Source organism: Chloroflexota bacterium (genome assembly GCA_035652535.1).
Classification (GTDB): domain Bacteria; phylum Chloroflexota; class UBA6077; order UBA6077; family SHYK01; genus DASRDP01.
This window is the reverse complement of record DASRDP010000073.1, coordinates 1-26,284: the sequence shown is the minus strand read 5'-3', so window position 1 is coordinate 26,284 and position 26,284 is coordinate 1. Positions and strand designations below refer to the sequence as shown.

The window sequence follows — 26,284 nt, the reverse complement described above, 5'->3', positions numbered from 1 at the left end:
TCCCGCCGCGAGGATCCGATCCGCCCGGTCGTACGCGTACGCCGTCGTGCTCCCCCGCGTCATGCTCAGCCGGTTCCCCACCGAATCGAACCCGTACGTCGTGCTCACCTCGGGGTCCGTATTCAGCTTGTTCCTCCCCCGATCCATGACCGGAAACGAAGGCACGTACGGCGCCACGTGCTGCGGGGGGAGCGGCTCCGGCTCCGGCCCGAACTGCAGCGGCTGACCTGGGCGGATCGGCAGCGTTCGCGGAGGCTTAGGCACCGGCTGCTCGGGCGAGTACCCGAGATCTTGCCTGCTCGGCAGAATCGGTGCGAGAAACTCGGTGAGCGCATCCAGATCTCGCGGCAGCACAGCGGGCAGCGATTCGGTCGCTTGGAGCAGCACTGCGTCTGGACCAAGCCGTTCGGCCCGAAAGCACGGGGCTGACACGACTACCGCCTCGACACCACCGAGCTTTCGAACGTGCTCAGCGCCGAGGAAGTTCGCCCAGAACACCCCACGCGCGAATTCGGTGACTGTCTCTGGCCGCTCGATCATCACTTCGTGAAAGGCGATCAGGAATAGCTCCCGCTCACGATCCGTCGCGTCCCAAGGGATCGAATACAGGCCCACACGATGATCAAGAAGGTTGATGAATCCGTACACCGGATGAAGGTGAGCGAAGAGGTCGGACACCGCGGCCACAAGCGCCTGCTGCACCTCCTGCAAGTCGAACAGGTCGATGTGCGCCCACGGATACGCCTGGCGTTTGACAATCCGAGCCTCCGGCCAGTTCACCGCCAGCATCACGCCGTCAGCGTTCCGCTTTCCGTACCAAGACACGTTTAGCGACGTGTGGTCGGCGACCTCCAGGGCACCCAGACGACCGGCCGCGAGCCTCCTGCCGGCTCGCCTCCAGCGTGTTTCGTCGAAGGGAGCGCTCGTAGTCAGGGTCTCGATCCCGGGATGTCGGCAGTACGGCAGGATGGCCCGCACCAGACGGTCCATCCCCGCCGCGATCTCCTCCCTCTGGACCGATGCACGGGCCCAGTGCACCGCTGCTACGACTGCGCGAGGCGGCATGTCCGGTATCCGACGCACGGGCGGGAGAACTTCGGCCGCAGGTTCGCTCATGGAACTCCCACGCGCCGCTCAACCTGGAAGATGATAGCTCGCCGGTTCGACTACACTGAACTGTTGTGAATTGGAACGAAAAGAGGTCGCGAGGGCTCAGGCCGGATTCGTAGTTGTCCAGCGTCACGCTAAAGTCCCCGTTTGGCGCCATTGAAAGTCCCCAAGCCGGCGACACGAAAAGTCCCCGGCCGGCGCCACTGAAAGTCCCCACGCGGAACTGAGCTAACCAGCGAGGCACGTCCTGGGCGAAGGTGTCCGCGACACCGAGCCTGAGGAGTGCCGGATGAAATCCGCGAGGGATGAGATGGACATCGTGAACGCCTATCAAACCGTAGGGACATACCGAGGCGCTGCGGCGCTGTGTGGGACGACCCACAAGACCGTGAAGCGCGTCATCGAGCGACGGGAACGCGGCCAGCTCGGCCGGCGCCCGGCTGGACAGACCAAGGCGGCTGGCGTCGCCGGGCTCATCGAGGAGCGGGTGCGCATCAGCGATGGACGGATCTCGGCGAAGCGGCTGCTGCCGGTGGCGCGAGCTGCAGGTTACACCGGCTCGCTGCGCGTCCTCCAACGGGCCGTGAAACGCGCCAAAGAGGAGTGGAAACGCACGCGGCGGAGCTACCGCCCATGGGTGCCGATTCCCGGCGAGCATCTGGTGGTGGACTGGGCCACCGACCATGGGTGGGAGATCTTCTGCGCGATCCTGGCCTGGAGCCGCTACCGCTTCGTGCGCTTCGGGCCTGACCAGACGCGGGCCACGACGCTCGCGCTGTTAGCGGAATGTTTTGAAGAACTGGGCGGCGTCCCGGCCGTCGTGCTGTCCGACCGTATGGGCTGTCTCAAGGCCGGGGTAGTGGCCAATGTCGTGGTGCCCCATCCGGACTCTGTGCGCTTCGCGGCCCATTACGGCTTCCGCCCGGACTTCTGCGAGGCCGCTGATCCCGAATCGAAAGGGGTCGTCGAGGCCCTGGTTGGCTATGCCCAACGGGACCTCCTGGCACCGGCTCTAACCGAGGGCGGATTTGCGGACCTCGGAGCAGCCAATGCCGCCGCCCGCGCCTGGTGCGCCGAGGTCAACGGCCAAATCCAGAGTGAGATCGCGGCCGTCCCGGCCGAGCGGCTCACCATCGAACGACCGCTGCTTCGCCCCCTGCCTTCGCTGCGCCCGCCGCTCCGGACCGGTGAGCCCAGGAAGGTGGATCGGACCGGCATGGTGCGATTTGGCTCCGCCCGCTACGCCCTCCCGAAAGAGCTCGTGGGCACGGTCGTCGATATCTACGCCGACGAGGGCAAAGTGATCATCAGCCAGCAGCGCAGAGAGATCATTCGCCACGACCTGGTGGCACCCGGTGAAGTCGCGCTCGGCCCCTATGCCGATCGCATGCGCCGCCCCGCGCGCGGCGTGCGGCCCAGGACCGCGACCGAAATCGCGTTCCTGAGTCTGGGCGCACCCGCGGAAGCCTTCCTGCGCGCCGCTGCCGCGGCCGGCACCCTACGCCTGGAAGCGGAGCTGGGCCAGATTGTGGAGCTCGAGGCTGCCTGGGGGAGGGGTGCCCTGATCCAGGCCCTGGAGCGCGCAGTCCGCTTCCGTCGGTTCAAGGCCGCCGATATCCGGGGCATTCTGGCGGCCGGCCACGGGGTGCCGATGCCCACCCGGGCCGGGACCCAGCTCGTACTCGATCTTCCGGTGGTCCCGGAACGGCCCCTTACCGCCTATGCGCTTGGCGTCCTGGGAGCAGTTCGATGACCAGTACGGCTCCTCCTCTTCCTGCCGACCTCCTTGTCGGGCTCAAGCGGCTGCGGCTAGCCCATTTTCGTCCGGTGGCCGCAGACATCCTGCAGACGGCCACCACCCAGCGCTGGTCGCCGGAGCAGGTCCTGCGCACACTCCTCTCTACGGAGGTTGCTGGCCGCGACGCGTCAAACCAGCGGGCCCGGCTGAAGGCCGCCAGCTTCCCGGTCGAGAAGACCTTCGACACCTTCCAGATCGCCACCTCGTCGGTGCCTGAAGCCACGGTGAATTACGTGGCCTCCCTGGAGTGGATGCAGGCCCGCGAGAACTTGTGTCTGATCGGTCCCGCGGGCACCGGGAAGTCCCACCTACTCCTGGCCGCTGGGCGGGCCGCGGTGCTGGCCGGCCACCGGGTGAAGTACCTGATCGCCGCCGATCTGGTGGAAACACTCTATCGAGGACTGGCGGACAACACGGTGGGCAAGGTGATCGACGGCCTCTTGCGGAACGACGCCATTCTGGTCGACGAGCTCGGCTTCGCCCCCTTGGACGAGGTTGGGACCCAGCTCCTCTTCCGGTTCGTGGCGGCTGCCTACGAGCGGCGGAGCCTGGGCTTAGCCAGCCACTGGCCCTTTGACCAGTGGGGGCGGTTTCTGCCCCAGCAGAGCACGGCCGCCTCACTCCTGGATCGGTTGCTCCATCACGCCGTGATCGTGGTCACCGACGGCGAGTCCTTCCGCATGAAGGAAGCCCGCAGCCGATCCGGATTCCGGGTCACGCCGGAGCGAAAGGGGGTGAGACCGACAGCCTAACCCTGGCGCCAGCGGGGACTTTCGCTGGCGCCATGGGGACTTTCACTGTCGTCAAAATGGGGACTTTCGACGTCGCCGGGTGGGGACTTTCGTTGGCGCTTGACAGTAGTGCGCCTCACGGAGAATCGGGATTACGCGGTGGATGACGAAGGCACGGTGCACCTGGCGCTGTTGGCCTACCGACACCCCGTGATCTTCAGCCGTCGCATTTGTTCGGGGCTACCATCGGATTAGCATAGGGGTCCGCAGGCGGCGTGTTGTTCCCTCAGGTGCCCGCTGAGAGTGCCGACTGCCAGTGCGACACGTATCGATCTATCGTACGGACCATGACTCGTAACCCTGGGTGTTGTTCGCTGAATGACGCGGTGAGCTGCCGTGCCTCTAATGGCGAAATGAGCCCGATCGTCACTGCAAAGTTTCTGATCGCCATGGTATTCGTCAGCCACGATGAGAGAATTTCGTCTCGTCCCTGATATTCCCCAATACGAATCAATTCATTTAGTCGCTCGACTGGCACAGCTGAGACCCACTCCGCATCCTCGAATTCTTGTGTCAACCATTCGAGGGCTTTTCGGTGCAGATCACGGACAGATTGGTCGCTTGGGATTTGTGCCGTCCGCCGTTCTGAATTTCCGGTTCCGTTGACGACTCTTCTGGTATCGTGCGCTGGGGAAGCTCTGCTTCGGCCGCGGCGCGATGGATGCCGCCTATAGAATCGTGTTAAAGCGTCAAGTGCTTCCCCGGGGCTAATCAGTCCAATGAACGTAAGGAAGGTGGCAATTCCTGAGGCGGCGCTTTGCCATAGTCCCGATGCCTCGTCCGTCGAGCCAAAGCGCAGGCCTCTCGGCGCACTACGGTTCAGTGAGTCCAAATCCAACTCGGCGGCCCGTGCCGCCAAGTCGTATTGTTTGTCCAAGAATGCGAGCGACGTTTGTCTAAGGCTTGTGAAGGAACTGTCCATGTTGATCGACTGTCAGCCTAGCAGATCTGTACAACTGGATCGTAACCGAGTCCCTGCCGCCAACCCGGGTTGCGAAACCTCCCTGTTCGACTACACTGAATCGTTGCGTGTTGGCACGAAAAGAGATCGCGAGGACTTTGGGGGATACCGAGTTGCCTCGCATCGTCGAGACATCTCTCTCCTTCCTTTTGACACTTCATATCACAGTCCGTGCTTTCAGTGAACGGCGCAGTGGGCGGGAGAACATCCACCGGACTTACGGGGTTTGGGCTACGACTGTCTCCGCTCTCGAGTTCACCTGGTCCCAGACACAACCACGGTCCGAATACATTCGGAACCGGAAGAAAGCCACCTGGTACCCGCCGCCAATCGATTGGGAGCAAAGGGACAGCACACGTCCCGGTCGGAGATTCTCCGCCGACGCTGGCGGCGCGCAAGATCATCGACCGGTGTGCCTCCATCCCCGTCGCATCTGAAATGGTCACGGGATTGTCAACTGAGTATGCATAACGGTTCAGTCGCTGAGGCTCAAAATTTGTACCTCTGCGCACGTCCCGCTGGAGGAACCGCCCAATCTCTGGCTCATACATCCGCGCCCGCAGGTAGACGAAGCCAGTTTCCTCGTCCCGCTGCTCGCCGGTGTATTGGAACGGCTGGGCGATCGCACCCGAATCTGCCACCGGCACCCCGTACTCGTCGGTCCGATAGGTCTGCACCACCGCGCCGTCCGCGTTCGTGATCGCCCGCACCGACCCCAGCCCATCGGTGTGGTACACCGCGATCTCCCCGGTCTCCTCGTCCTCGGCATACGCCAGCCCCAGGCCCCACACGTACTTCCGCGCCCCGTCCTCCAGCACCACCGCCAGCGCCCGATTCACGTCGTAGACGTACTCGGTGCGGTTGCCATCGACCGTCTTGCTCGCCCGCTTCCCATCCCCGTCATACGCGTACGCGCTGGCCTCCCCACCCACCGTCCCGCTCACGAGTCTGTTCGCCTGGTCGTACCCAAAGCGGTCCGCCCCTCGCCCCGTCGTGTTCCCCTTCGCGTCCACGGTGTAGCTCGTCGCTCCCGCCGCGAGGATCCGATCCGCCCGGTCGTACGCGTACGCCGTCGTGCTCCCCCGCGTCATGCTCAGCCGGTTCCCCACCGAATCGAACCCGTACGTCGTGCTCACCTCGGGGTCCGTGGCCTCAATCAGCCGGTAGAGCCGGTCGTACGCGTAGCTCGTGCCGAACATGCTGCCCATGGGCCCCGGCGCCCCCAGCCGCGGAAGCGCCTCGTCCACCCCAGTCCGATTCCCTACCGCGTCCACCGTGTAGCTGTGCCGACTGATCGTCCCCAGCCCTCCTCCATCTCCCCCCAGCCGCACCTCGCCCAGCAGCGCGCCCTCGCTCCCCAGTTGCCCACTGAGCCCCTGCGCCCCACCCTGGTTCCATACCCGCGTGAGCCGCAGGGCGTTGTCGTACCCATACCCCGCCCTCGTCCCGTTCGGCATCGCCGCCGTCGCCAGGCTCCCCTCCGGCCCATACCCGTAGCTCGTGACCCGCCCCGCCCAGTCCACCAGACTCAGGAGCCGACTCGCCTCATCGAACGCGTAGCTCACCATCGTCCCGTCCGGGTACACGAGCTTCACCCGGTTCCCGTCCAGGTCGTACCGGTAGCCCACCGTCACCGCTCCGGGGCCCACCACCGCCACCAGCCGGTCCACCTCGTCATACCCATACGTCGTCGTCCCGGTCCCGTCATCCATCTGGACTCGGTTCCCGTTGGCGTCGTACGCGTAGCTCACCCCCGGGGTGACCCCATCGTCGTACGCGATGGCCGTGAGCCGGTTCACCGCGTCGTAGGTGTACGTCGTGACGTGCCCCAGCGGGTCCGTCAGCCTCGTCCGATCCCCACCCCGGTTGTAGGCGTAGCTCGTGACCAGCGTCGGCGTCGTCGCCGGCCAGGCGGGGTACTGCGTTTCCCGCTTCAAACGATTCAGTCCGTCGTACACGTAGTCGGTCGCCCGCTCGTCGGCCACATCACCAGAGGCCCGGGTGACCCGCGCCAGGTTCCCGGCGTTATCGTACGTGTAGGCCGCCACGATCACGTCCACCGGCGGGCTCGCCGGATCGCTCCACGCGTCCGGGCTCTGGCGCACCTCCTGCAGGCTGTCCCGCTCGTCGTAGCCGTACACCGTCACCTGCCCGTTCGCGTCGATCACACAGGTCCGGTTCCCCACCGCGTCGTACCGAAACTCCGTCGTCAGGGTTGCCCCGCCAGCAGCCGGCGCCGGCGCGTGGACGAACCGCACCCGGTCCTCCGCGTCGTACTCGTAGCTCCAGGTGTGCTCCGCCGGCGCCCCGCCCGCCACGTTCCCGTTCGGGTCCACCATGCTCACCCTGCGTCCCACCGCGTCGTACGCGTACGTCGTCGCGTTCCCCAGCGGGTCCGTCACCCGCTGTAGGAGCCCCGCCTCTGCGCCCCCGTCGAAGTAGGCAAAAGTGGTGGCGTACGCGTAATCCGGCGTCGGCCCCGTGTTCCCCCGCGGCGGAATCACCCGCGTCACGAGCCCAGGGTTGTTCGGGTCCCCATACTCAAACTTCGTCACGGCCGTCTGCGGCCCCTGCTCCGGATCGCTGTACCGCCGGGTGACCGAGAGCAGCATGCTCCCGCTCCCGTCATACGCCAGGTCCGTCGCGAACCCGAGGTCGATCACCCCGGACAGGTCCGTCGTACAGTCCACCGCCGCGCCGTTTCCCACCCCCTTCGGCGGAATGATCTGCACCAGGTTGTTCCGCTCGTCGTACCGATACAGCGTCACCAGCGGACCCCCACCCGGGCTCGGCGCCGGCGCGATCCGCCGCGTCAGGTTCCCCCGACTCCCTGGCATCGGGTTCCCTGCGAAATCGACGTCGTAGCAGAAGCGCCACGTGTTCCCCCGTCCATCGGTCACCGACTCCCGAAACCCACTGGCGTCGTAGCTGTACTGCTCCACCACGTCCTCGGCCGGATTCGACGTCGGCTTCACCACGTGCTCGACGACCCGATGCTGGGCGTCGAAGGTGTCAATCTGCAGCGGATGCCAGCTCGGCTCGAACGACGTGGCCGGGTACGTGACCGTGGTCGTCTGCGTCCCGTCCGGGTTCACCACGTACGCCAGCGTCGTCATCTCGCCCGTGCTGATCCCCTTCGCGTCCTGCTGGGTGGCCACCCGCCCCTCCGCGTCGTACGTCATACCGACGGCCACGTGGCCGTTCGCATCGGTGATGCTGGCGAGCCGCTGGCTCCCCCCGTCGTAGGCAAACGTCGTGACCTTCCCCTCCCGGTCGGTCACCGTCGCGAGCCGCCCCTGTCCGTCGTAGCCGTACTGCACCATTCGCCCCGCCCAGTCCGTCACGCTCGCGAGCAGCCCGGTTATCGCGTCATACGCGAGGCTGAGCGCGCCCCGTCCGGCCGGGTCGGAGATCGACACGAGCTGGCCCAGCCCGTTGTAGGCGAGCGTCGATTGGTTGCCAAACCGATCGACGATGGCGCTGAGATTCCCCAGCGCGTCAAACCGCTGGACCGTTTGGTCGAAGAGCGTGACGGCAAAGCTTCCATCCGGGCGTTGCTCGAGCCGCGCCTGCACGCCGGGCGGCGCGCTATAGCTGCCGTCCGCATTTCGAACGTAGTGGTCGCGCTGACCGTCGGCCCGCACGAGGCAGAGGTTCTGCGTGCCATCCCCGTCAGAGCGCAGGCGCACCTCGTAGCTGTGCATCCACCCCGGCCCCATCGGCCCAACCCGTCCATCGACGCTGTTGTAGGCGCGAGTGAACGACGGCGACGGCCCGCGGCCTGGGATCGCCAGGTCGCTGCGCACGTAGCGGTAGTTGCCCGTTCAGGTGTTGATGGGGTCGGCCGTGGAGGATGCCTGCACCGTCGGATCCTGCAGTTCCGCTACACACGGCTCCACGGGCGGAGACGGCGCGCCTGTGCATGCGACGGCGATCGAGGTCCACTCCTCGCTCGCTCCGAGGTCGCTTAGCACCGTGACCTGGGTCCACGTCACCCCGCTGTCCGTCGAGTGCCAGAGATTCGGGACGAGCAGGCCGGCCCAAACATCGCTGGCGTCACCAAGCTCCGCCGCGATCATCGGCGACCAGTAGAAATTCCCGTTGATCCATCCCAAGCTCGCGTCTACGACCATCTGTCCCCACGACACCGCGTCATCGGTCGATTGCCAGATCGCGCCAGCGCTTCCATCGACCTGTGACGTAACAGCGACCCAAGCCCCGTTTCCGAGCGGCATGACCGTATTCAGGAAATTATTCGCTACGTCGAACGGATCGCTGGTGGTCGAAAGAGACGGCGAGTCCGGATCGCTGATGTCGATGATCGAGAGGTCCCCGTGTGTTCCGTCATGGGAGTACAGCGCGAGCCTGGGCACCCCATAACGACCGAGCAGGACCTGCGCGCCATAGGTCGGGAGTCCGAGCGCATAGCTCTGCTGGTTCGTCCCATCGAGGTCAGCGCGGTGCAGGGCGCTGTCGGCGTTCTCGGTCCACCAGATGTGACTATCCCCGACCCAGAGCGCCATCGGGCCATTCGCCAGCCCTGTGATGAGGCTTGTCCACACCACGCCGTCGTCAGACGTCTCGATACTCTTCGCAGACAGCACGCGTCGGTAAAGCTTCCCAGCCTCGTCTTTGGCATTCGTCCCGTAATCGAGGCTATCGCTCGCGGTCGCTATCCAGGAGTCCCCCGCGTCCGTGCTCGCGAGCGCACTGGGCGCCGTCGAGTCAACAGCGAACACGTCGGCTGGATCATCTGCCGTGGGGAGCAGGTCGTAGATACCGAACGAACCGCCGCTATAGCTGACCGCGTCACCGCCGTCCTCGAACACCTCGACGATCCGCCCGTTGTCCGTGCCCACAAGCGCCGCGCACACCGCGCTCGGCGGCGGTCCGCCGGGCTCGCCGGAGTCGTCGCACGTCTCGACTTTGAAGTCGTAAACCCGGACGTTTTCACCCATTACTCAAGGAACCTGAAGCCAACCGGCCCCCAGGGCGGCGCCGCGTTGTCCACCCGCGTGTGAAACAGCGTGCCATTGCGGTACACGTGGTAGCCGTACTCCTCGGTAGCGGTGTTGTGCCAGAGCCCCACGGTTACTGTGTCACCGTCGGCCCACTGGCCCATCCCCGAGTCGTAGATTCCAAGGTCGTACCCGTCCCTGATGACGCCGCCCGACCCAATCTGAATCCAGCTCGTCCACCACACGATGTCTATGGCGTACGGCCCAGACGGGTCTATGATGTTGAGCGACACCGATATGCGCATGTTGTCGCACGTGTGGGGGATAGGGACGACGGCGCCAGCGTCCCGGACGCTCGCGTACGCGTATCCGTCCACGGCCTGTAGGTTGGACGCCGGCAAGGGCGGGATCGTTATCCACTTGAGATTGGGATGGCCGTCCAATGCTTGACCGGCCACCTGCCCGTCGGCGAACGTCGCTGTGTAGATCGTCAAAGCATCCCTCCACCGGCGATCAAGACCGGGATTGCCTGCTCAACCCCATCACGGGCGGTTTGGTTCGAACACGAACCCGTCTGCCCTCAGCGCGATGTGGACCACGCCGGCGCCGTTCTCGGAGACACCAGCTCGCTGTCCGGCCAGACGGGCTTGCTCCTCCCCTAGCGCTCGCCGCCGGCTCCGCCTGAGGGACAGGCCAGGGCATCCACTTCACGCGCTCAGCCTGCGCGGCTATTCTCGGTCCGTGGCCCATGGAGCGGGGTGTCAATCGCATTTCTCACCGATTCCAGTTCCGTACGCTCGCTCGTGCCGGCCCGTTACACTTTCCGACTCCCCCGGTTTCACCCCACGGCGCGGAGTAGGATGGGCCGGAGCCAATCGAACTGGGTACCTCATTTGGTCGGAACAAAGGGAGGCGGAAGCGGTGAGCGAGGAGCAATTTGCCAACCGAGCGAGCACGACGCTCGTGGGCGCCATCGACGGCGGCGCCACGTCGATCACCGTCGCCAGCGCCTCCGGCTTCCCTCCCGCGGCCCAATTTCGAATCGTCATCGACACCGAGATCATGCTGGTGACCGCAGGCGCTGGAACGACGACCTGGACCGTGGTGCGCGGCGCTGAGGGCACGACCGCGGCGGCCCATGAGGATGGAAGCTCGGTGACTCACGTCCTCACGGCGGCGAGCCTCCGGAACGTGCCCGACTACACCCGCAGGGACGTCCTCACGACGAAGGGCGACCTCTACGTCGCCGATGGCAATGCATCGCCAACGCGTCTTGCCGCCGGAGGGGACGGGGAAGTCCTCCAGGCCGACGCCACACAAGCTGCAGGGCTCAAATGGTCGTCCGTGCCCATTCCCTACGGCACCCCGGGCAGCTCCGCGCCCGGCGACGCGCCGACGGCGGGCTCGGCCAGCACCGCGAGCCGCTCCGACCACGTCCACGGCCGCGAGGCGTTCGGCACGCCGGGTTTATCCGGCCCCGGCGACACTCCCGCCGACGGGTCGGCCCCCACGGTCGCCCGTTCGGACCATCGACACGGACGCGAGAGCGCCGCCGTGGGAGGCGACCTCACTGGCAGCCTCCCGAACCCGCTCGTCCTTCAGGCCTCCAGCGCCTTCGGCCTCACCGGCATCATCTCGCCCCCGCAGTTCTCCGCCGACCAGAACAACTACGACCCGACCGGCCTCGGCGCCGCATCAACCCTCCGGCTCTCGACCGACGCCTCCCGCAGCCTCACGGGGCTCGCCGGTGGCGGGGCCGGACGGCTCATCATCATCCTTAATGTGGGCGCGAATCCTCTTGTTCTCGCGTCCGAGAGCGCGGGGTCCAGCGCCCCTAACCGCTTCTCGCTGGGCGCCGACCTCACGCTCGGGCCAAGCCAGGGCGCCCTCCTCTCATACGACGGCGGGCATCCCGCTGGCGGCTCGCGGCCACCTCGGTCGGCGGGGGCCCGCCCAGCGGCGCGGCGGGCGGCGGCCTGTCCGGGACTTACCCCAACCCCGCCCTGTCTCCAGCCCTGCTGGTGCTTGCGTCGGATCCCAACACCCCGAACGCGCTGCTCGTCGGAATGAGTCTCGTCATGGCAGGCCCGCACGCGAGCCGGCCAGCCGCCGGGACCAACGGCCGGCTCTTTCTGGAAACGGACACTTCGGGGGGCACCCTATTCCGGGACGACGGAGCCAATTGGGTCCAAGCAGCCGGCTCGGTAGCCGGGAGTTCCGGCATTTCCGTCCTGGGACGCTCGACGAGCCAGGTGACGGTGGGGAACACGACAGCGGAGACCTCGCTGTACAGCATGATGGTGCCTGGCGGCACGCTGGGGATCGCGGGGGTTCTGCGGGTGCGGATGGCCGGGACCGTCGTGCAGGGCACGGGGACCTCGCGGAACCTGACGCTGCGGCTGAAATACGGCGGGACAACAGCGATGGTCGCGATTTTGTCCGTCGCGTCGGGGACGCAGCGGGGGATCGTGCAGCTGGAGGCGGTGCTCTTTGGGGCGGGGGCGACGAACGCCCAGCGGACGTTCGGCCGGTCGGACTTCTACCAGGGGTTCGCGGGGCTGGTCGGGAACCCGCCAGCGACGAGCCGGCCGGCGCTGTGGCAGGGATCGGGGGACGATTCGCTGGCGATCGACAGCACCGCAGACCAGACGCTGGAGCTGACGGGGCAGTGGGCGGCGGCTGACGCGAGCTCGGCGTTCAGGAGTCAGCTGGCGCTGGTGGAGCTGCTGTGATCCATCCCGCGACTCCCTGACCGATCCAGCTACTGCACGGCGTCGCATGCCGCTTGCGCGGCCCCAGTCGCATCGTCCACCCGCCACTTGATCGCCGGCCCGTCACCCACAACCGGGCCCGTGGCAAGCATCACGTCCAGGCGTCGTCGACCCGCCACTTCATCGCCGGCTGGTCACGGCAACCGCCCGCGGAAAAATCCAGGGCATCAAGTCACCCTCTGTGACGAGCGCACCTGAAATTCGGCCAGATCCACGAGCTGGTCCACGGTGATCCTGGGCACAGTGGCGGGGCACTGCGATTGTCCCCAGGGCGGACCAGCCGATACAATCGATAGGTGAAATTTATCCTTAGGGGATATTTGCCAATGAGCGAGCCCGGCGAGCCACACGGTCGGGACCCGTCCGGAACCATTGGTCGGAACCTCGAGCCCTTCCTGCTCCTCGAGCTGCTCCGCGCACCGTCTTACGGCTACGATCTCATCCGTCGCCTGGCCGATCACGGCTTTCGCCGCGCGACGAGCGAGCCCGCCGTCGTCTACAAGGTTTTGCGCTCGCTGGAAGACGCCGGGTCCATCGCGTCACACTGGTCCACTCAAGAAAGCGGCCCTGCACGCCGCTACTACGAGATCACCGATACCGGCCGCGTCGTGCTCCAGAAGCGAGCCCGCCATTTGAGCCGCTTTCGCGATCGCATCGATCAATTCCTCAGCGACTACGTCGACCTCACGCACGAAGACCCGCGGCGCGATGCGTTCCTCGAAGAAGAGGTGCTGCCCGTGGGGCAGAAGGCGCTCGTATAGATGGCGATCGCTCTCCGGATCCTTGCCTATCGTCGCAAGTACTGGTTCACCCTCGCGATCGCGTACCTCTGCCTCCTCGCCAGCACTGCCGTCGACCTCACGGTGCCCGAGCTGATCCGCCGGGTGATCGACTGTGGCATCCGCGCGACCGGAACCGTTCACGGCGCCTGCCCAACGGGGGTCAGCCAACTCGATTTGGTCAAGGGCGCCGCGCTCTTGGTCGTCGGGCTCACGGCGTTCAAGGGGGCCTTCCTCTTTGGTCAGCAATACCTCGCGGAATACGGCGCCCAAGCCACCGCCTACGACATCCGGAACGACCTCTACCGCCACCTCCAGCGCCTCTCGTTTAGCTGGCACGATCGGGCGCAGTCCGGCGCGCTCATGGCCCGCGCGACGAGCGACGTGGAGCAGCTCCGCTGGTTCACCGGCCGCTCCTTTCTACAGCTCGCCCAGTTCGTCTGCCTCGGCATCGGGATCTCCATCGTCCTCTTCGTGACGAACTGGAAGCTGGCCATCGTCTCCATCTTGATCCTCCCGGCGTTCTTGCGCACCGTGGTGCGGTACAGCAAGACCGTCCGCCCGATGTTCCAGCAGATCCAGCAAGAGCTGGCCGTCCTGGCTGCCATCGTGCAGGAGAACCTCGCCGGCGCGCGCGTCGTCAAAGCATTCGCCCGGGAGCCGTACCTCATCGAGAAGTTCAACCAGCAGAACGACCACCTACTCGACGAGTACCTCAACGCGGCGCGCGTGCAGTCCTACACGAACCCGATGATGGACGTGATGGCCAACCTCGGCACCGTCGTGGTTCTCTGGTTCGGCGGAATCCTGATCCTTCGCGGCGATCTCACCGTGGGCCAGCTCGTGGCCTTCAACGCCTACTTGCTGCTCATCATCCGGCCGGTCCGCCGGCTCGGCTTCCTGATCGCCCAGTCCTCGCGCGCCATCGCGGCGGGTGAGCGCATCTTCGAGATCTTGGACGCGCCGGTCACCGTCGTCGACAAACCGGGCGCAGAGCCGCTTCCTCCGATCGAGGGCCGCGTCGAGTTCGATCGCGTGAGCCTGAGCTACTACGGCGGGACGAAGGTGCTGGACGACGTAACCTTCGACGCGCAGCCCGGCCAGATCGTGGCGCTCCTCGGGGCGACGGGATCGGGGAAGACGTCGATCATCAACCTCGTGCCGCGCTTCTACGACGTCAGCAGCGGGCGCGTGCTCATCGACGGGCACGACGTCCGCGACGTCCAGATCGCGTCCCTTCGGAAGCAGATCGGCATCGTCCTTCAGGACACGACCCTCTTCACCGGCACGATTCGCGAGAACATCGCCTTCGGCCTGCCGGATGCCACCGACGAGCAGATCATCGCGATGGCGAAAGCCGCGCGGGCCCACGATTTCATTACGAGCTTTCCGGACGGATACGACACGCTCGTCGGCGAGCGCGGCGTCACCCTCTCCGGCGGCCAGAAGCAGCGCATCGCGATCGCCCGGGCGCTGCTGCTCGACCCGAAGATCCTCATCCTCGACGACTTCACCTCCGCCGTCGATACCGAGACGGAGGCCCTGATCCGCGAGGCTCTCGACGTGCTCATGCAGGGGCGAACGACGCTCGTGATCGCTCAGCGCGTCAGCACCGTCTTGAGCGCGGACAAGATCATCGTCCTCGATCACGGCCGGGTCGCGGGCATCGGGACGCACGACGAGCTGCTGGAGACCAACGCCATCTACGCGGAGATCTATCGACTCCAGCTCATGGACGAATCTGTGCGCGACCTCCTGGGCGGAGAGCAGCCGGCGCTCGTTGGGGCGCCTGGCTCGGGCAACGGTGTTTCCCACAACGGACACAACGGGCACGTGAATGGACGAGGCGCCCTCGAGCAGGCTCGCGGCCAGAGGGACGTGTAGATGATCGGCGGCGCGAGCGGCCCCCTCATCGAGCACGGCTGGGGACCGGCCGGCGGCCGACAGCATGCGTCCATCGACGGGCGCGTGTTCGATCCGCGCGTCATGCAGCGGCTGTGGCTATACCTGCGCGACTACAAGCCCAAGATCCTCTTGACGCTGGGCCTGGTCGTCGTCACGGCGGGCATGCAGCTCCTGGGTCCATATCTCCTGAAAGTCGCCATCGACACGTACATCATCGCGAATCCGGATGCCGTGGGGCTCTCGGCCGTCTCGATCGCCTACGCGCTGACCCTGGCCGTGTCCTACTACTCCCAGTCCAAACAGTCCTACACGATGGCGTACGTCACCCAGCACGTCCTGAACCGGATGCGGGCGGACCTGCTGGTCAAGATCAACCAGCTTCCTCTTGGGTACCACGACGTGCACGAGTCCGGCATCACGATGTCCCGCATCATCAACGACGTGGCCGTCTTCCAGGAGTTGCTCACGCAGGGCGCCATCAACGTGGTGGCCGATTGTCTCATTCTCATCGGCATCGTCAGCATCATGGTCGCGATGAGCCCCAAGCTCGCCCTCTTCACGCTCTCGGTCATGCCGGTCATGATCGTCGCGACGGCGCTCTTCACGGCCAGCGCGCGGAAGGCGTACCTCCAGACCCGGGAGACGATCGGCGCCGTGGCGGCGGGGTTCCAAGAGAACGTGTCCGCGGTTCGCGTGGTCCAGGCCTTCACGCGCGAGCAGACGAACGAGAGCCGCTTCAATCTCGTGAATCAGGGCAACCTCGACGCCAACCTCTGGGCGGTCCGGCTGGCGAGCGCATTCCCGCCGATCGTCGAGTTCATGGGCATGCTGGCGACCGCGATCGTGCTCTGGATCGGCACGCAGTCGGTCCTCTCCGGCGAGATCACCGTCGGCATTGTCGTCGCGTTTCTCACGTATGTGACACGGTTCTTCCAGCCGATTCGGGAGCTGGCGCAGGTCTACACCCTGTTCCAGCAGGCGATGGCGGCGGGTGAAAAGATCTTTGACCTCCTGGACGAGCCCCTGACGGTCGACGACCGGCCTAGCGCGGGGCCGATGCCGCCGATCCATGGCGATATCGACTTTAGGCACGTGTTCTTCAGCTACCGGGCGGACGTGCCGGTGCTGCAGGACGTCAGCTTCCATGCCGACGCGGGTCAGACGGTGGCGCTCGTGGGTCCGACGGGCGCTGGGAAGACGTCGATCGCCAGCCTCCTCGCACGCTTCTACGACATCGACGACGGCCAGATCCTCATCGACGGTATCGACATCCGCAGCGTCACCATGGCGTCGCTACGAGGCCAAATGGGCCTCGTCCCCCAGGACCCGTTCCTCTTCAGCGGAACCGTCGCGGACAACATCCGATTCGGCAGGCTCGACGCCACCGACGAGGAAGTGATCGAAGCGGCCAAGCTCGCCAATGCCCACGAGTTCATCGAGCGGCTTCCGAACGGCTACGATACCGAGGTCAACGAGCGCGGCCAGAACTACTCCCAGGGCCAGCGCCAGCTCATCGCCTTTGCCCGCGCCGTCCTCGCGAACCCGCGCATCCTGATCCTGGACGAGGCCACCGCGAGCGTCGACACGCGCACCGAGGTGCTGATCCAGGCAGCGCTCGCCCGCCTACTGCAGGGCCGGACGTCTATCGTGATCGCGCATCGCCTCTCGACGATCCGGAACGCCGACCAGGTGCTGGTCGTCAACGACGGGCGCATCGTGCAGCGCGGCACCCACCGTGAGCTTCTGGCCCAGGAGGGGATGTACCGCGAGCTCTACCTGATGCAGTTCCGCCGCGAGACGCGGCAGCCCGGCGCGCTCCCCGAGGAGCTGGCCCCCAGCGCCTGACCTCCCGAACCGGATTGCTCCAGTTCGCAGGCCCGACCCGCACTCACCGGTCGACGACAGAAACTCACGGGTAACGATCGCGTGTAACATGCGTTCCAAAGGTTGACCTGGGCAACGTATCCGCGTAGGGTGAAGCGATCAGATCCTGGGGTGTCCGGCGTGCTGGCTCCCCTGAAGGCCCGACCTGCTTTCAGCGTAATCATCTGCAGTGTGCTCGCCTCCCCATTCCCGGTGGTCGGCCCAGAACAGACAGCGGGACCGGGCCTATCGGCGAGGTCGGTTGCCCCCCCAAAGTAACTTGGCCCAAGCTCCCACCTGAATACAAGGCTTTCGCGAGGACGATGCCGTTCTTCAACACAGGGGAGCGGGCTCGGACGCGCCCGCTCCCCTGGGCTTTCAGGCTGCGTAATCCGCGGCGAACGACGATCGCGCCCAGGCAGCCGAGGCTCGACTGGCCTCGGAATCCCAACGCTTCCAGCTTCCGCCATCGCCTTGGCGGACGACCAAGGGGTTTTCGAGGCCCCCAGCCCGCGCCACGGCTGCTGCCAGCGTGGGGGCATGCGCTGCTGCCGCTCGGAACCCAGCGACTTCAGATCTTGCCCGCCGGCACGACGGAGGCTACTGATACCTATGGCCCCCCGAACCAGGGCGTCTGCTACATCATGGCGCCCTTCAACGACGCCGGGTTGATGGGCTTGTCCGACATTCTTTGTGGGATCTGAGACGCAAACTACTGCGCGACGTCCCAGTCCTGCGCGTTCCACGCCTGGATGTTGTAGCCGCGCCGCCCCCCGACGTTCTTCAGCCGGTTGCTGATGAGCACCGGCTCGGGCTCGTGGTAGAGCGTTAGCAGCAGAAGCTGGTCCGTCTCCCAGTGCACCATCTCGGCCATCGTCTTCAGCCGCTCGTCCTTCGGGATCGTCGTGACGAGCTTCGTGATCAGCGCATCGTAGTCGGCGTTCTGATAGCGGATCGGGTTCCGCCCGACGTAGCCGTTCTCCGCGGTCGGCGCCTCCTTACTCTGCCAATCGACGAGCTGGTCCGGACCACCGAAGCGGAAGTAGAAGCCCGGGAACGTCGCCTGGTACACCCGATCGGAGATCCGCTGCTCGGGGACGACGAGCGGCGCGCCCTCGATCCCGATCTTCGCCCACTCGTCTGCGATGACCTGCTGCACCTTCTCCCGTAGCGGGTGCGCCCGCGTGCGGACCTCGACGCTGATGCGCTTTCCGCTGGAATCCGCGTAGAAGCCGTCAGCCCCCTTCGCCAACCCCATCTCGTCGAGCATCTCGGTCGCCTTGCGCGGGTCGAACGGGTAGCGAACCATCGAGGATTGCAGGTCCTTGTACTCGGGGTCGTCCGGGCTGAAGATGCTGTCCGCCACGGGCACCAGTCCGCCGAGAAGGCTATCCACCATCTCCTGACGGTCGAGGCCGGTGAGGAGCGCGCGACGGAACCGGGCGTCTTTGAGGGCCGCGGGGTCCGGGTCGTACAGGTTCGGATACAGCGACGTCGTGTTCTGCAGGCCCGCGTCGACGCGCCCGTCGGTCCACTTGTTGCGAATCTCGATCGCCTGCTCAGGCGTGAGACCCCGACCGAGAGACAGATCCAAGGCCCCGGCCAGGAGGTTGGAGATCATGGTGTTCGTGTCGAGGATAAATTTGATCTCGATCTCGTCGATCTTCGGCCGCCCGAGCACGTAGGCGTCGTTCGCGCTGAGGACGACGTGCGTGCCGAGCGTCCAGTCCTTTAGGCGGAAGGGTCCCGCCCCGACGTACTCCGCCCCGAAGTAGGGGCTGTCCGTAAAGGTCGTCTTGTCCTGGCTGTAAACCGGCCCGAGGAGGTGCTGGGGCATCGGCAGATTTCGCGTGTTCACCGTCTGGGTGAAGAGCTTGTCCGCGTCCACGTACGTTGATTTCCAGGTGACGACCAGGGTGTGCGGGTCTGCCGAGTCGACGGACTCGACGAACTTGAACGCCTGGTCCTGCGCCATCGGCTGCGTCCTGTCCTGCGCCACCATGGCCGTAAAGATGAAGTCCTCGGCCGTCACCGGCTCCCCGTCGTGCCACTTGGCCGTGGGCTTGATCGCCCACGTCGTCTCCATGCGCCCGTCGGGAAGGAGCTTCCACAGTCCGTTCTCCAGCGTCGGCGCGGCCTGTGCGAGCTGAGGAGACAGGTTGCCCTGGGTGTCGAGGACCTCGAGCCCCGCGTTCAGGAGCTGCTGCTGCCACCTGCCGCGAAGTTAATCGCGTCGCTCAGGGTGTGGGGATCGCCGCGCACGGCCGCGGTGATGCGCTTCGGAGCCGATGGCCCGGGAGCCTCGGGGGCCCCACCACTTTTCGGCGCGGCCGCGGGCGACGCGCAGGACGTGAGCGCGACGATTCCGACGAGCAACAGACCGGCGGCGACATGAAGAGAACGCATGCTTCACCTCCCCGACCTTCCGAGGTCTTGTTGGATCATAGACTGCGCGCAGGATTTGTCCAATCGGGGCGAATGCTCAACCATTCGTCAAATGATTACACTGACGCGGGAAACCATTCGCCCAGAAGAAGGAGGCGCCATGGCCGCACCGACGCGAGAGCCAGCCGGACCGGCGTCCCAACAGTCCGAGCCCACGACCTACGAGCGCTGGGTCGCGGCCCAGGGGATCCCCATCGCGCGCGGATTCCACATTGAGGACCTGAACACGCTGCCGCTGGCGCCCTGGGAGATGAAAGGGGTACCGGGCAGCTTCGTCCACCTCGAGGGGAATGCCGAAGCCCACACGGACGGCCACGTCCTGGAGATCCCGCCGCGCGGGCGCGTCACGCCCCAAAAGCACCTCTACGAGGAGCTGGTCTACGTCCTGAGCGGGCGCGGTACGACCAGCGTCTGGTACGACGGCGAGCCACGGCAAACCTTCGAGTGGCAGCGCGGCAGCCTCTTCACCCTGCCGATCAATGCCTGGCACCAGCACTTCAATCTCTCGGGCGAGGAGCCGGCTCGCTACTACGCGGTCACCAACGCTCCCCTCATCATGGACCTCTTCCACAACCTGGACTTCGTGTTCCAGGACTCGTTTCGCTTCACCGATCGATTCGACGGCTCCGACGGCTCGTTCAACGGGCAGGGGGAGTTCGTCGCGCTGCGCACGTGGGAGACGAACTTCGTCGCCGACGTCGGCGCTTTCGAGCTGCAGGCGCAGCCGCGGCGGGGTGGCGGACGCAACATACACTTCGAGCTTGGCCACGCGTCGATGATGGCCCACACGTCGGAGTTCCCGGTCGGGACGTACAAGAAGGCCCACCGCCACGGCCCCGGCGCCAACGTCGTCATCGTCAGCGGTGAGGGCTACTCCCTCTACTGGCGGGATGGCGAGCCTCGCCAGCGCCTCAATTGGGGGCCGGGCGCGGTGTTCGTCCCACCCAACATGGTGTGGCACCAGCACTTCAACACGGGGTCGCAGCCGGCCCGCTACCTGGCCCTCCGCTGGAACAGCCGGCGCTACCGGCTGCTGAACGTGGCCGAGGGGCAGGACGAGGACGTGCGCCAGGGCGGCAACCAGATCGAGTACGAGGATGAGGATCCGGCCATCCTGGAGCTTTTCCGCGAGGAGTGCGCCAAGCACGGCGTCACCCCCGACATGGACCGCCTTTTCCAGCGCTGACCGCGTTCCGGGCGGCGCCCCCTCACCCTCCCCTCTCCCCCGCGCGCGGGGGAGAGGGTCTGATTCCCTCCCCCGCCACAGCGGGGGAGGGTTGGGGTGGGGGCAGCCCCTCCAGCCAATGAGCACCTCCCTCCCCCGCCACAGCGGGGGATCAGCACCTCCCTCCCCTGCCGCAGCGGGGGAGGGTTGGGGTGGGGGCGGCCCCTCCAGCCAATGAGCACCTCCCTCCCCCGCCACAGCGGGGGATTAGCACCTCCCTCCCCCGCCACAGCGGGGGAGGGTTGGGGTGGGGGCGGCCCCTCCCGCTACTGGGCGGCCTCCACGGGCGGTCGCGGCTTCCCATCCTTGATCAGGAACTCCGTCGCGCAGAAGGGGCAGTGGCACGGCGCGTCCGGCTTGCCCCGGTAGTCGGAGCCCTCGACGTAGTATTCGCCCGCGCAGCGCGGGCACGTCACGTAAATGACTTTGTCCACCCGTCCACTCCCGTTCCGCTACGCGCTGGGAATGTAATCCTTGAGCTGAATGCGATCCATGACCTCCGACGGTACGAACGAGCGCTGCTCGTACAGGGCTGGGGCCGACGGCTTGGTGCAGTCGATCCCACCGCTCGTGCCCATGCCGAGGCCCGTGGCGGTGGGGTCCAGGGTCGTTGTCGGCAGGTTGGGCACAACGATCATGTCGCGCGACCAGTCAGAGCGGCTGCCGATCGCCCAGAGGACTTCCTGCTCGTCGAAGATGTCGACGTCCTCGTCGAACACGAACACGTGCTTCACCGAGCCCCCGGCGGCCGCCAGCACGGTGAGAATCGCCGTGCGCGGCTGCGCGACGTGAGTCTTCCGCATGCGCACGTACATGTGGTTGGGCGACGAATCCGGACGATAGATGTCCTGGACCTGGGGCACCACCCGGCTCAGCACCGAGTAGACGGCGCCCTCTCGACGGAGCCCGCCGATGCCGTCGTCGATGGAACCGCAGAGGATCGAGAACCAGAACGGGTCCCGACGGTGGGAAACGCAGGTTACCTCCATGTACGGGTTCAGCCGCTGACCGCCGTAGTAGTGGGTGTATTCGCCAAACGGACCCTCCGGCTTTCGTTTGCCGCGCGGAATAATCCCCTCGATGACGAACTCGGCGTCGGCCGGCACGAGAAAGTCGTCGCCCAGCGTCTCGGATGGAACGAGCCGCAGGGGCTGGCCGATCATCCCGCCGCACGATTCCCAGTGGCTGTCCGGATACCCTTGCTTCACGCCGGCGCCCAGGTACACCGCCGGGTGGTGGCCGATCCAAAAGGCGACGCGCGCGTCCTCGCCGCGCTCCTCCGACTTCCGGATGTTCCTGGCGTTGTGGCTCGTGGTGTTGGGGAAGACGCGGATCTCCCGCGCATCCGCGATCCACCCGCGCTGAAGCGCGCAGTTGTCGATCCCCGTATCCGGATCGTACGTGACGAGAAACCCGGCCGGGATGTACGGGCCGGGGTCCCATGCCATGTGGACAAGCGCGGGGATCTGGCGAGCGTCGACCGCGTCGCCGACCGTCACCACCTCTTTGACGGGCGCCTCTGAGCGCTCGACAACCACCGGTTTGATGCGGTTCGCCCGCCGCTCGTGCATCTCCCGTCCCAATCGGGCGAACGTGCTGTTGGCGGCGAATGCGCTCCGGTGCCGCGAAGCGAACACATTCACCACGACCGGCCAGGGCGACAGCGTGCCGTCGACGCGTCGAATCTTGTGGAAGATGAACATAGGCGCTTCGCGCAGCTCCTTCTGCGCCTTGATGCCGATCGCAGCCGCCTCGTAGCGGCTATCCACCTCCCGGTCCACGTGGACGACCTGACCCGGGAAGCTCTCCTCATACGCCGAGAGGAAGGTGCGAAAATCCATACCCCCTCCACTTGATCACCCAGATCACGGGTTGTAACGCGTCGGTGCTCTAGACCGCCTCGAGGGCTTCGCGACCGCGGATGTACACGATCTGGTTCGCCGAGGGATCGCGAATGATGTGCTTCGGGTCGCGGCCCTCCTGCACGTCGTGGATCGCCTTCAGCATCATCAAGCGCATCGCGGCCAGGACCCGGTCGTGCTCGCCCAGGCGCTCCAGACTGCGATCGACGATCGGTCCCTGCGACTCGTTGACCATGCTGTCCTGGCACAAGAAGCCCTTGATTGCCGTGCCGGGCGCGTTGACGGGAATCCCGCAGATCGTGTCCACGTTTCGATAATCGCGGAAGTAGTCGTTCTCCGGCCCCGGCGCGACGAAGTCGTCGTCCTCCGGCCAGTGGTATGGCGTGCCGTGCGTGCTGAATGGGGCGAACGCGCTCTGGAATCGGAGCGTGTGCTGGTCGTCAACTGGCACGTACCAGGATTGGAACTTCTTGATGTCGTCCCCGCCCGCGGAGCTTCCCTGGACTCGCATGAAGCCCGCCGGGAAGAAGAAGTACGTGTAGACCATGTTGAGGATCCCGTACTGGACGTTCGGGAGGTTCGATTTCTGCCAGATGCCGTACTCGGTCTCCTCCCAGTCCAGCTCGGGTTTCGGAAGCGTCGAGAGCTTGTGCTTCACCTGCGACCAGCGATCCATGTGCAGGTAGGAGAAGTGAACCGTGTCGACGGCGCCCTCGAGATTTTGGAGGTAGTTGCTGTTGATGGGATAGAAGTCGACCTTGCGCGTGCCGTCATCCCGCACCAGGACTTCGTACCGCGGGAGCAGGGGCTTCCGCTCGGGCGGCCCCATATACGCGAAGATGAGCCCGCCCAGCTCCTGGCATGGATACGCCGGATGCCGCACCTGGTCCTTGAAGGCGCTGCCCTCGGGCTCGGCCGGCTGTTCCAGGCATCTGCCCTCGACGTCGTAGAGCCACCCGTGGAAGGGGCAACGGACGCCACCATCCTCCACTCGGCCATAGGCGAGCGAGGTCAGCCGATGGGAGCAGTGGAGGCCGAGCAGACCCGCCCGCCCGGCGTCGTCTCGGAAGAGGACGAGATCCTCGCTCATGATTCGAATGGCTTTGGGCTGCCCACCCCGCGTCACGTCCTTGGACAATGCAACCGGCTGCCAGTACCGTCGCATGAACTCACCACCCGGTGTGCCAGGCCCGGTCAGGCTGAGCATCGCATTCTGCTTCGCGTCTAGCACTCCCCTCCTCCGACCGACGAAATTGCCGTTACTCTAGCACGGCAGCTCGGCTTACTCGACGTCCCACAGGTGAGCGTCGCGCGTGTACGTGCCGAACGGCCGTCCGCCGCTATCGCCGCCATCGCGATCGTCCAGGGCCTTGACTCCCTTCCGCACCGCGAGGGGGTCGACGGTCCCATAGAGGACGAGGAACGGCAGCTCCGTGCTCACGTATTCGCCGATGGCTTTCATCGCCTGGAACTGGTCGTCCTGGGACAGGCTGCTGCGATAGGCATCGACGAGCCGCTGAGCCCGGGGATCATCGAACCCACCTCGATTGCCCGCCCAGTGCGTGTCCGCGCTGGCCGCTGGGCCCTCGAGCTTGCCGAGGATACCGTCGCCGCCAGACTGGGCGGTAACCTCCCAGCCAGGATAACTCGCCCGATACTCCGCATTCCGGACCTGCGCCGCGGGTGTGGTGATCTCATCGACGTCGATGCCGATCTGCCGCCAGTACGCCGCGTAGGCAGGCATGTCTTTCACGGTGAGGTCGCTGGCGGAGATGGCTGTGTGAAACCGATGGCCGTCGACCGCGTTTCGCAGCGAGCCGTCGGCCTCCGTCGTCCAGCCCACGTCGCGAAGAATAGCTTTCGCCCGGTCCGGATCGAACGCGTACTGCCGGAGCCCGTCTTTGACAGCGGGATAGAGAAGGTCCTGCGGCGGAAGGATCGCATACGCCGCGTACTCGCGGTGCCCTCCCTGCAACGCTTCCGACAGCGCGTCGCGGTCCAGCGCGTGATAGAGCGCGGCGCGAACGCGGACGTCGAGGGTGGCTGGCTCCATCTGTACACTGGGTCGGAACTGGGGCGCGATCATGCGGTGGCTCACGTACGCCTGGTAGACGTTCCCCCCGCCCCACTTCTCCGCGAGCTGAAATCCGAGATCGGGCCCGAGGGTGCTCTCGAAAACCAGGTCCACCGTACCGGCCAGGACGTTCGAGAATAGCGTGCTACTATCGGCGAAAAGCTTGACTCGAACCACGTCCACCTTGGGCCGACCGAGGAAATAGCCGTCGTATGCCTGAAACGTCATTCCATCACCCGGATCGAAGCTCGTGAGACGGAAGGGACCGGTGTTGACGTACTCCGACGTCCAGTAGGGGAGATTCAAGAAGTCGTCGGCGTTGTTCGACTCCTGGTACCGGTCGAAGGCCTCTTGGAGGATGTGCTTGGGCATGGGCCAGAAGAGGCGCGGGCCCATCGTCCCGCCCAGGTAGTACGGGCGGCGAAAGTTGATGACAAACGTTTGGTCGTCGGGAGCGTCGACCGACTCGATGAGGTTGACGGCGTCGCGCGTATTGTTGGGAAGCCCCTGGTCTCCATCGACGCGGTACGAGAAGACGAGGTCCTGGGCCGTGAAGGGGGCGCCGTCCTGCCAGGTGACCCCCGAGCGGATGGGGTAAACGACCCGCATCCGCCCGTCGGGGAGAACGGTGATGCTCCCGTCCTCCACCGTCGGCACTCGCTCCGCCAGTCTTCCGACGGGCCGGCGCGTGTGGACGTCTGACGTCACCAGTCCGTTGGTGTGCAGCTCATTCACCGAGACCCAGCCGCCCACGGTGGTGCTGCCCAGCATGTTGCCCATGCTTCCCACGTGGGACGTCACTCCGATCGTGATGCTCTTGGTCCTGCCGGTCTCCCGGGCAGGAGGCGAATCCTTCTCGGACGTCGATAGCCGAGTCGTCGATGGTCCGCATGCGGCCAAGACCGCCATCGCGGTCACGAGCCCCACGGTGAGGCAGAACAGTCGCGAGCGTCGCGTCACTCCAGTAATCTCCCGCGCGCAGGATTTGGGCACCGAGATCGTACCATCCGACGCTGGGCACGCGCGCGGCGAAAAGGGGATGGCGCCCGCGAGCGTCTCGCGGAGATTAGGGCGCATTTTGGCGCCATCCTGACCGAGGCGAAGGATCCCCCTCTGGAAGGGAGGCTTCATCGCTTCGCATCCCGGAAGATGGCGGCGGAATCGTCAGCTCTCGCTTGGTCAGAGGATCAGCAGGTGACGGGCGCGCTGTCCGGTGCCGGCGCGGGGGCGTCGTCGCCGGACGAGTCGCCACCCGTGTGGTCCGGCGGAGGCGGCGACGGCTTGTCCGCGCCCGCCTCTTCGATCGAGCGGCTCACCCGGTCAAGGGCGCCCGTGATGGCATTGCCCAACGCGGCCGCGGCCCCACCGGTCGTGATGGCCACGGAGCCGGTCGCCGCGGCCTCGCACGCGGCCTGCGCCCGAGCGGTCCCGGGAAGGACAAGCGCGCTCGCCGCGCACAAGAGAACCGCCAAAGTTCCCGCGAACGTTTTCATCGTACCTCCCAGGCGGCGCGGAGTACGAAGTGCGCCGCACTCGTAGTCTACCGGTCCGGGCGCGCGAATCCGGCTCGAACGTCGCGAACATCACCTTGACGTGATGAATTGCCCGTTCCTCGGTCCACGGTCTACAATTCCTTTGCGTCACGCCAATTATTAATGCAACAGAAACGAACCACACGGCATGGGAGCGCGGATGCAAGCGAGTCGCAGAGAGCAGCTGATCGAGGAGCTGTCGAACCTGGA

The 26,284-nt window shown here is 65.9% G+C and carries 19 protein-coding genes and 1 pseudogene; 8 read left to right on the top strand and 12 right to left on the bottom strand.

Features of this window, described 5'->3' with window-relative positions:
* Nucleotides 1-1,116 (bottom strand): hypothetical protein (locus tag VFC51_08010; protein HZT06961.1); only part of this gene is annotated, 1,116 nt, incomplete at its 3' end.
* Nucleotides 1,117-1,399: 283 nt separating this feature from the next.
* On the opposite strand from VFC51_08010, the gene istA reads away from it, so the two are divergent.
* Together istA and istB are read left to right on the top strand one after the other, a co-directional pair.
* Nucleotides 1,400-2,863: an IS21 family transposase gene (gene istA, locus VFC51_08005; GenBank protein HZT06960.1), complete on the top strand. Its 1,464-nt coding sequence runs from the start codon at nt 1,400-1,402 to the stop codon at nt 2,861-2,863.
* On the top strand, nt 2,860-3,660 hold the full coding sequence (gene istB / locus VFC51_08000) for an IS21-like element helper ATPase IstB (protein HZT06959.1): 801 nt from the start codon (nt 2,860-2,862) through the stop codon (nt 3,658-3,660). Before istA ends, istB begins: the two co-directional genes overlap by 4 nt.
* A 978-nt stretch (nt 3,661-4,638) precedes the next feature.
* On the opposite strand, the gene VFC51_07995 is transcribed toward istB, so the two are convergent.
* The 4 genes and pseudogenes from VFC51_07995 to VFC51_07980 form a co-directional block, all read right to left on the bottom strand.
* Entirely contained in the window at nt 4,639-5,751 is a 1,113-nt protein-coding gene (locus tag VFC51_07995) for an RHS repeat-associated core domain-containing protein (protein HZT06958.1), read from the bottom strand.
* Between the two features lie 423 nt (nt 5,752-6,174).
* Nucleotides 6,175-8,472, bottom strand: a pseudogene (locus VFC51_07990) (DUF6531 domain-containing protein).
* A 12-nt stretch (nt 8,473-8,484) separates the two neighbouring features.
* Nucleotides 8,485-9,618, bottom strand: coding sequence for a hypothetical protein (locus tag VFC51_07985; GenBank protein ID HZT06957.1), 1,134 nt, complete (start codon nt 9,616-9,618; stop codon nt 8,485-8,487).
* Nucleotides 9,618-10,112 (bottom strand): hypothetical protein, encoded by a 495-nt coding sequence (locus VFC51_07980; protein HZT06956.1) that lies wholly within the window; start codon nt 10,110-10,112, stop codon nt 9,618-9,620. Before VFC51_07980 ends, VFC51_07985 begins: the two co-directional genes overlap by 1 nt.
* 427 nt (nt 10,113-10,539) lie before the next feature.
* Between VFC51_07980 and VFC51_07975 the strand changes: the two genes are divergently transcribed.
* From VFC51_07975 to VFC51_07955, 5 genes are all read left to right on the top strand, one after another.
* Nucleotides 10,540-11,688, top strand: a complete 1,149-nt coding sequence (locus VFC51_07975; protein HZT06955.1) for a hypothetical protein — start codon at nt 10,540-10,542, stop codon at nt 11,686-11,688.
* 8 nt (nt 11,689-11,696) lie between these two features.
* Nucleotides 11,697-12,350, top strand: a complete 654-nt coding sequence (locus VFC51_07970) for a hypothetical protein (protein ID HZT06954.1) — start codon at nt 11,697-11,699, stop codon at nt 12,348-12,350.
* A gap of 365 nt (nt 12,351-12,715) precedes the next feature.
* Entirely contained in the window at nt 12,716-13,150 is a 435-nt protein-coding gene (locus tag VFC51_07965) for a PadR family transcriptional regulator (protein ID HZT06953.1), read from the top strand.
* Complete coding sequence (locus VFC51_07960) at nt 13,151-15,052, top strand: ABC transporter ATP-binding protein (GenBank protein HZT06952.1); 1,902 nt, start codon at nt 13,151-13,153, stop codon at nt 15,050-15,052.
* The gene (locus tag VFC51_07955) at nt 15,053-16,918 is read left to right on the top strand and encodes an ABC transporter ATP-binding protein (GenBank protein ID HZT06951.1); all 1,866 of its coding nucleotides are present in this window, start codon (nt 15,053-15,055) and stop codon (nt 16,916-16,918) included.
* A 730-nt stretch (nt 16,919-17,648) separates the two neighbouring features.
* Here VFC51_07955 and VFC51_07950 read toward each other — a convergent pair.
* Both VFC51_07950 and VFC51_07945 read right to left on the bottom strand, forming a co-directional pair.
* A complete protein-coding gene (locus tag VFC51_07950) occupies nt 17,649-19,022 on the bottom strand; it encodes an ABC transporter substrate-binding protein (protein ID HZT06950.1) in 1,374 nt (457 codons plus the stop codon).
* 107 nt (nt 19,023-19,129) lie between these two features.
* Nucleotides 19,130-19,342, bottom strand: coding sequence for a hypothetical protein (locus tag VFC51_07945; GenBank protein ID HZT06949.1), 213 nt, complete (start codon nt 19,340-19,342; stop codon nt 19,130-19,132).
* Between the two features lie 139 nt (nt 19,343-19,481).
* Here VFC51_07945 and VFC51_07940 point away from each other — a divergent pair, with 139 nt between their 5' ends.
* Nucleotides 19,482-20,567, top strand: coding sequence for a cupin domain-containing protein (locus VFC51_07940; protein ID HZT06948.1), 1,086 nt, complete (start codon nt 19,482-19,484; stop codon nt 20,565-20,567).
* A gap of 305 nt (nt 20,568-20,872) precedes the next feature.
* Here the strand turns inward: VFC51_07940 and VFC51_07935 are convergent, their stop codons facing one another.
* From VFC51_07935 to VFC51_07915, 5 genes are all read right to left on the bottom strand, one after another.
* Entirely contained in the window at nt 20,873-21,040 is a 168-nt protein-coding gene (locus VFC51_07935) for a hypothetical protein (protein HZT06947.1), read from the bottom strand.
* An 18-nt stretch (nt 21,041-21,058) separates the two neighbouring features.
* Nucleotides 21,059-22,447: a UbiD family decarboxylase gene (locus tag VFC51_07930; protein ID HZT06946.1), complete on the bottom strand. Its 1,389-nt coding sequence runs from the start codon at nt 22,445-22,447 to the stop codon at nt 21,059-21,061.
* A gap of 49 nt (nt 22,448-22,496) precedes the next feature.
* Nucleotides 22,497-23,699 carry a Rieske 2Fe-2S domain-containing protein gene (locus tag VFC51_07925; GenBank protein HZT06945.1) on the bottom strand — a complete coding sequence of 401 codons (1,203 nt, stop codon included), beginning with the start codon at nt 23,697-23,699 and terminating at the stop codon, nt 22,497-22,499.
* A 51-nt stretch (nt 23,700-23,750) separates the two neighbouring features.
* Entirely contained in the window at nt 23,751-25,502 is a 1,752-nt protein-coding gene (locus tag VFC51_07920) for an ABC transporter substrate-binding protein (protein HZT06944.1), read from the bottom strand.
* 227 nt (nt 25,503-25,729) lie between these two features.
* Nucleotides 25,730-26,035 carry a hypothetical protein gene (locus VFC51_07915; GenBank protein HZT06943.1) on the bottom strand — a complete coding sequence of 102 codons (306 nt, stop codon included), beginning with the start codon at nt 26,033-26,035 and terminating at the stop codon, nt 25,730-25,732.
* Nucleotides 26,036-26,284: the final 249 nt, after the last annotated feature.

What these genes read in the sequence shown, in the direction of transcription:
- istA (HZT06960.1), top strand. Translation starts at nt 1,400, where the DNA reads ATGAAATCCGCGAGGGATGAGATGGACATCGTGAACGCCTATCAAACC.
- istB (HZT06959.1), top strand. Translation starts at nt 2,860, where the DNA reads ATGACCAGTACGGCTCCTCCTCTTCCTGCCGACCTCCTTGTCGGGCTC.
- VFC51_07995 (HZT06958.1), bottom strand. Translation starts at nt 5,751, where the DNA reads ATGACGCGGGGGAGCACGACGGCGTACGCGTACGACCGGGCGGATCGG.
- VFC51_07985 (HZT06957.1), bottom strand. Translation starts at nt 9,618, where the DNA reads ATGGGTGAAAACGTCCGGGTTTACGACTTCAAAGTCGAGACGTGCGAC.
- VFC51_07970 (HZT06954.1), top strand. Translation starts at nt 11,697, where the DNA reads ATGGCAGGCCCGCACGCGAGCCGGCCAGCCGCCGGGACCAACGGCCGG.
- VFC51_07965 (HZT06953.1), top strand. Translation starts at nt 12,716, where the DNA reads ATGAGCGAGCCCGGCGAGCCACACGGTCGGGACCCGTCCGGAACCATT.
- VFC51_07960 (HZT06952.1), top strand. Translation starts at nt 13,151, where the DNA reads ATGGCGATCGCTCTCCGGATCCTTGCCTATCGTCGCAAGTACTGGTTC.
- VFC51_07955 (HZT06951.1), top strand. Translation starts at nt 15,053, where the DNA reads ATGATCGGCGGCGCGAGCGGCCCCCTCATCGAGCACGGCTGGGGACCG.
- VFC51_07950 (HZT06950.1), bottom strand. Translation starts at nt 19,022, where the DNA reads ATGGAGACGACGTGGGCGATCAAGCCCACGGCCAAGTGGCACGACGGG.
- VFC51_07945 (HZT06949.1), bottom strand. Translation starts at nt 19,342, where the DNA reads ATGCGTTCTCTTCATGTCGCCGCCGGTCTGTTGCTCGTCGGAATCGTC.
- VFC51_07940 (HZT06948.1), top strand. Translation starts at nt 19,482, where the DNA reads ATGGCCGCACCGACGCGAGAGCCAGCCGGACCGGCGTCCCAACAGTCC.
- VFC51_07930 (HZT06946.1), bottom strand. Translation starts at nt 22,447, where the DNA reads ATGGATTTTCGCACCTTCCTCTCGGCGTATGAGGAGAGCTTCCCGGGT.
- VFC51_07915 (HZT06943.1), bottom strand. Translation starts at nt 26,035, where the DNA reads ATGAAAACGTTCGCGGGAACTTTGGCGGTTCTCTTGTGCGCGGCGAGC.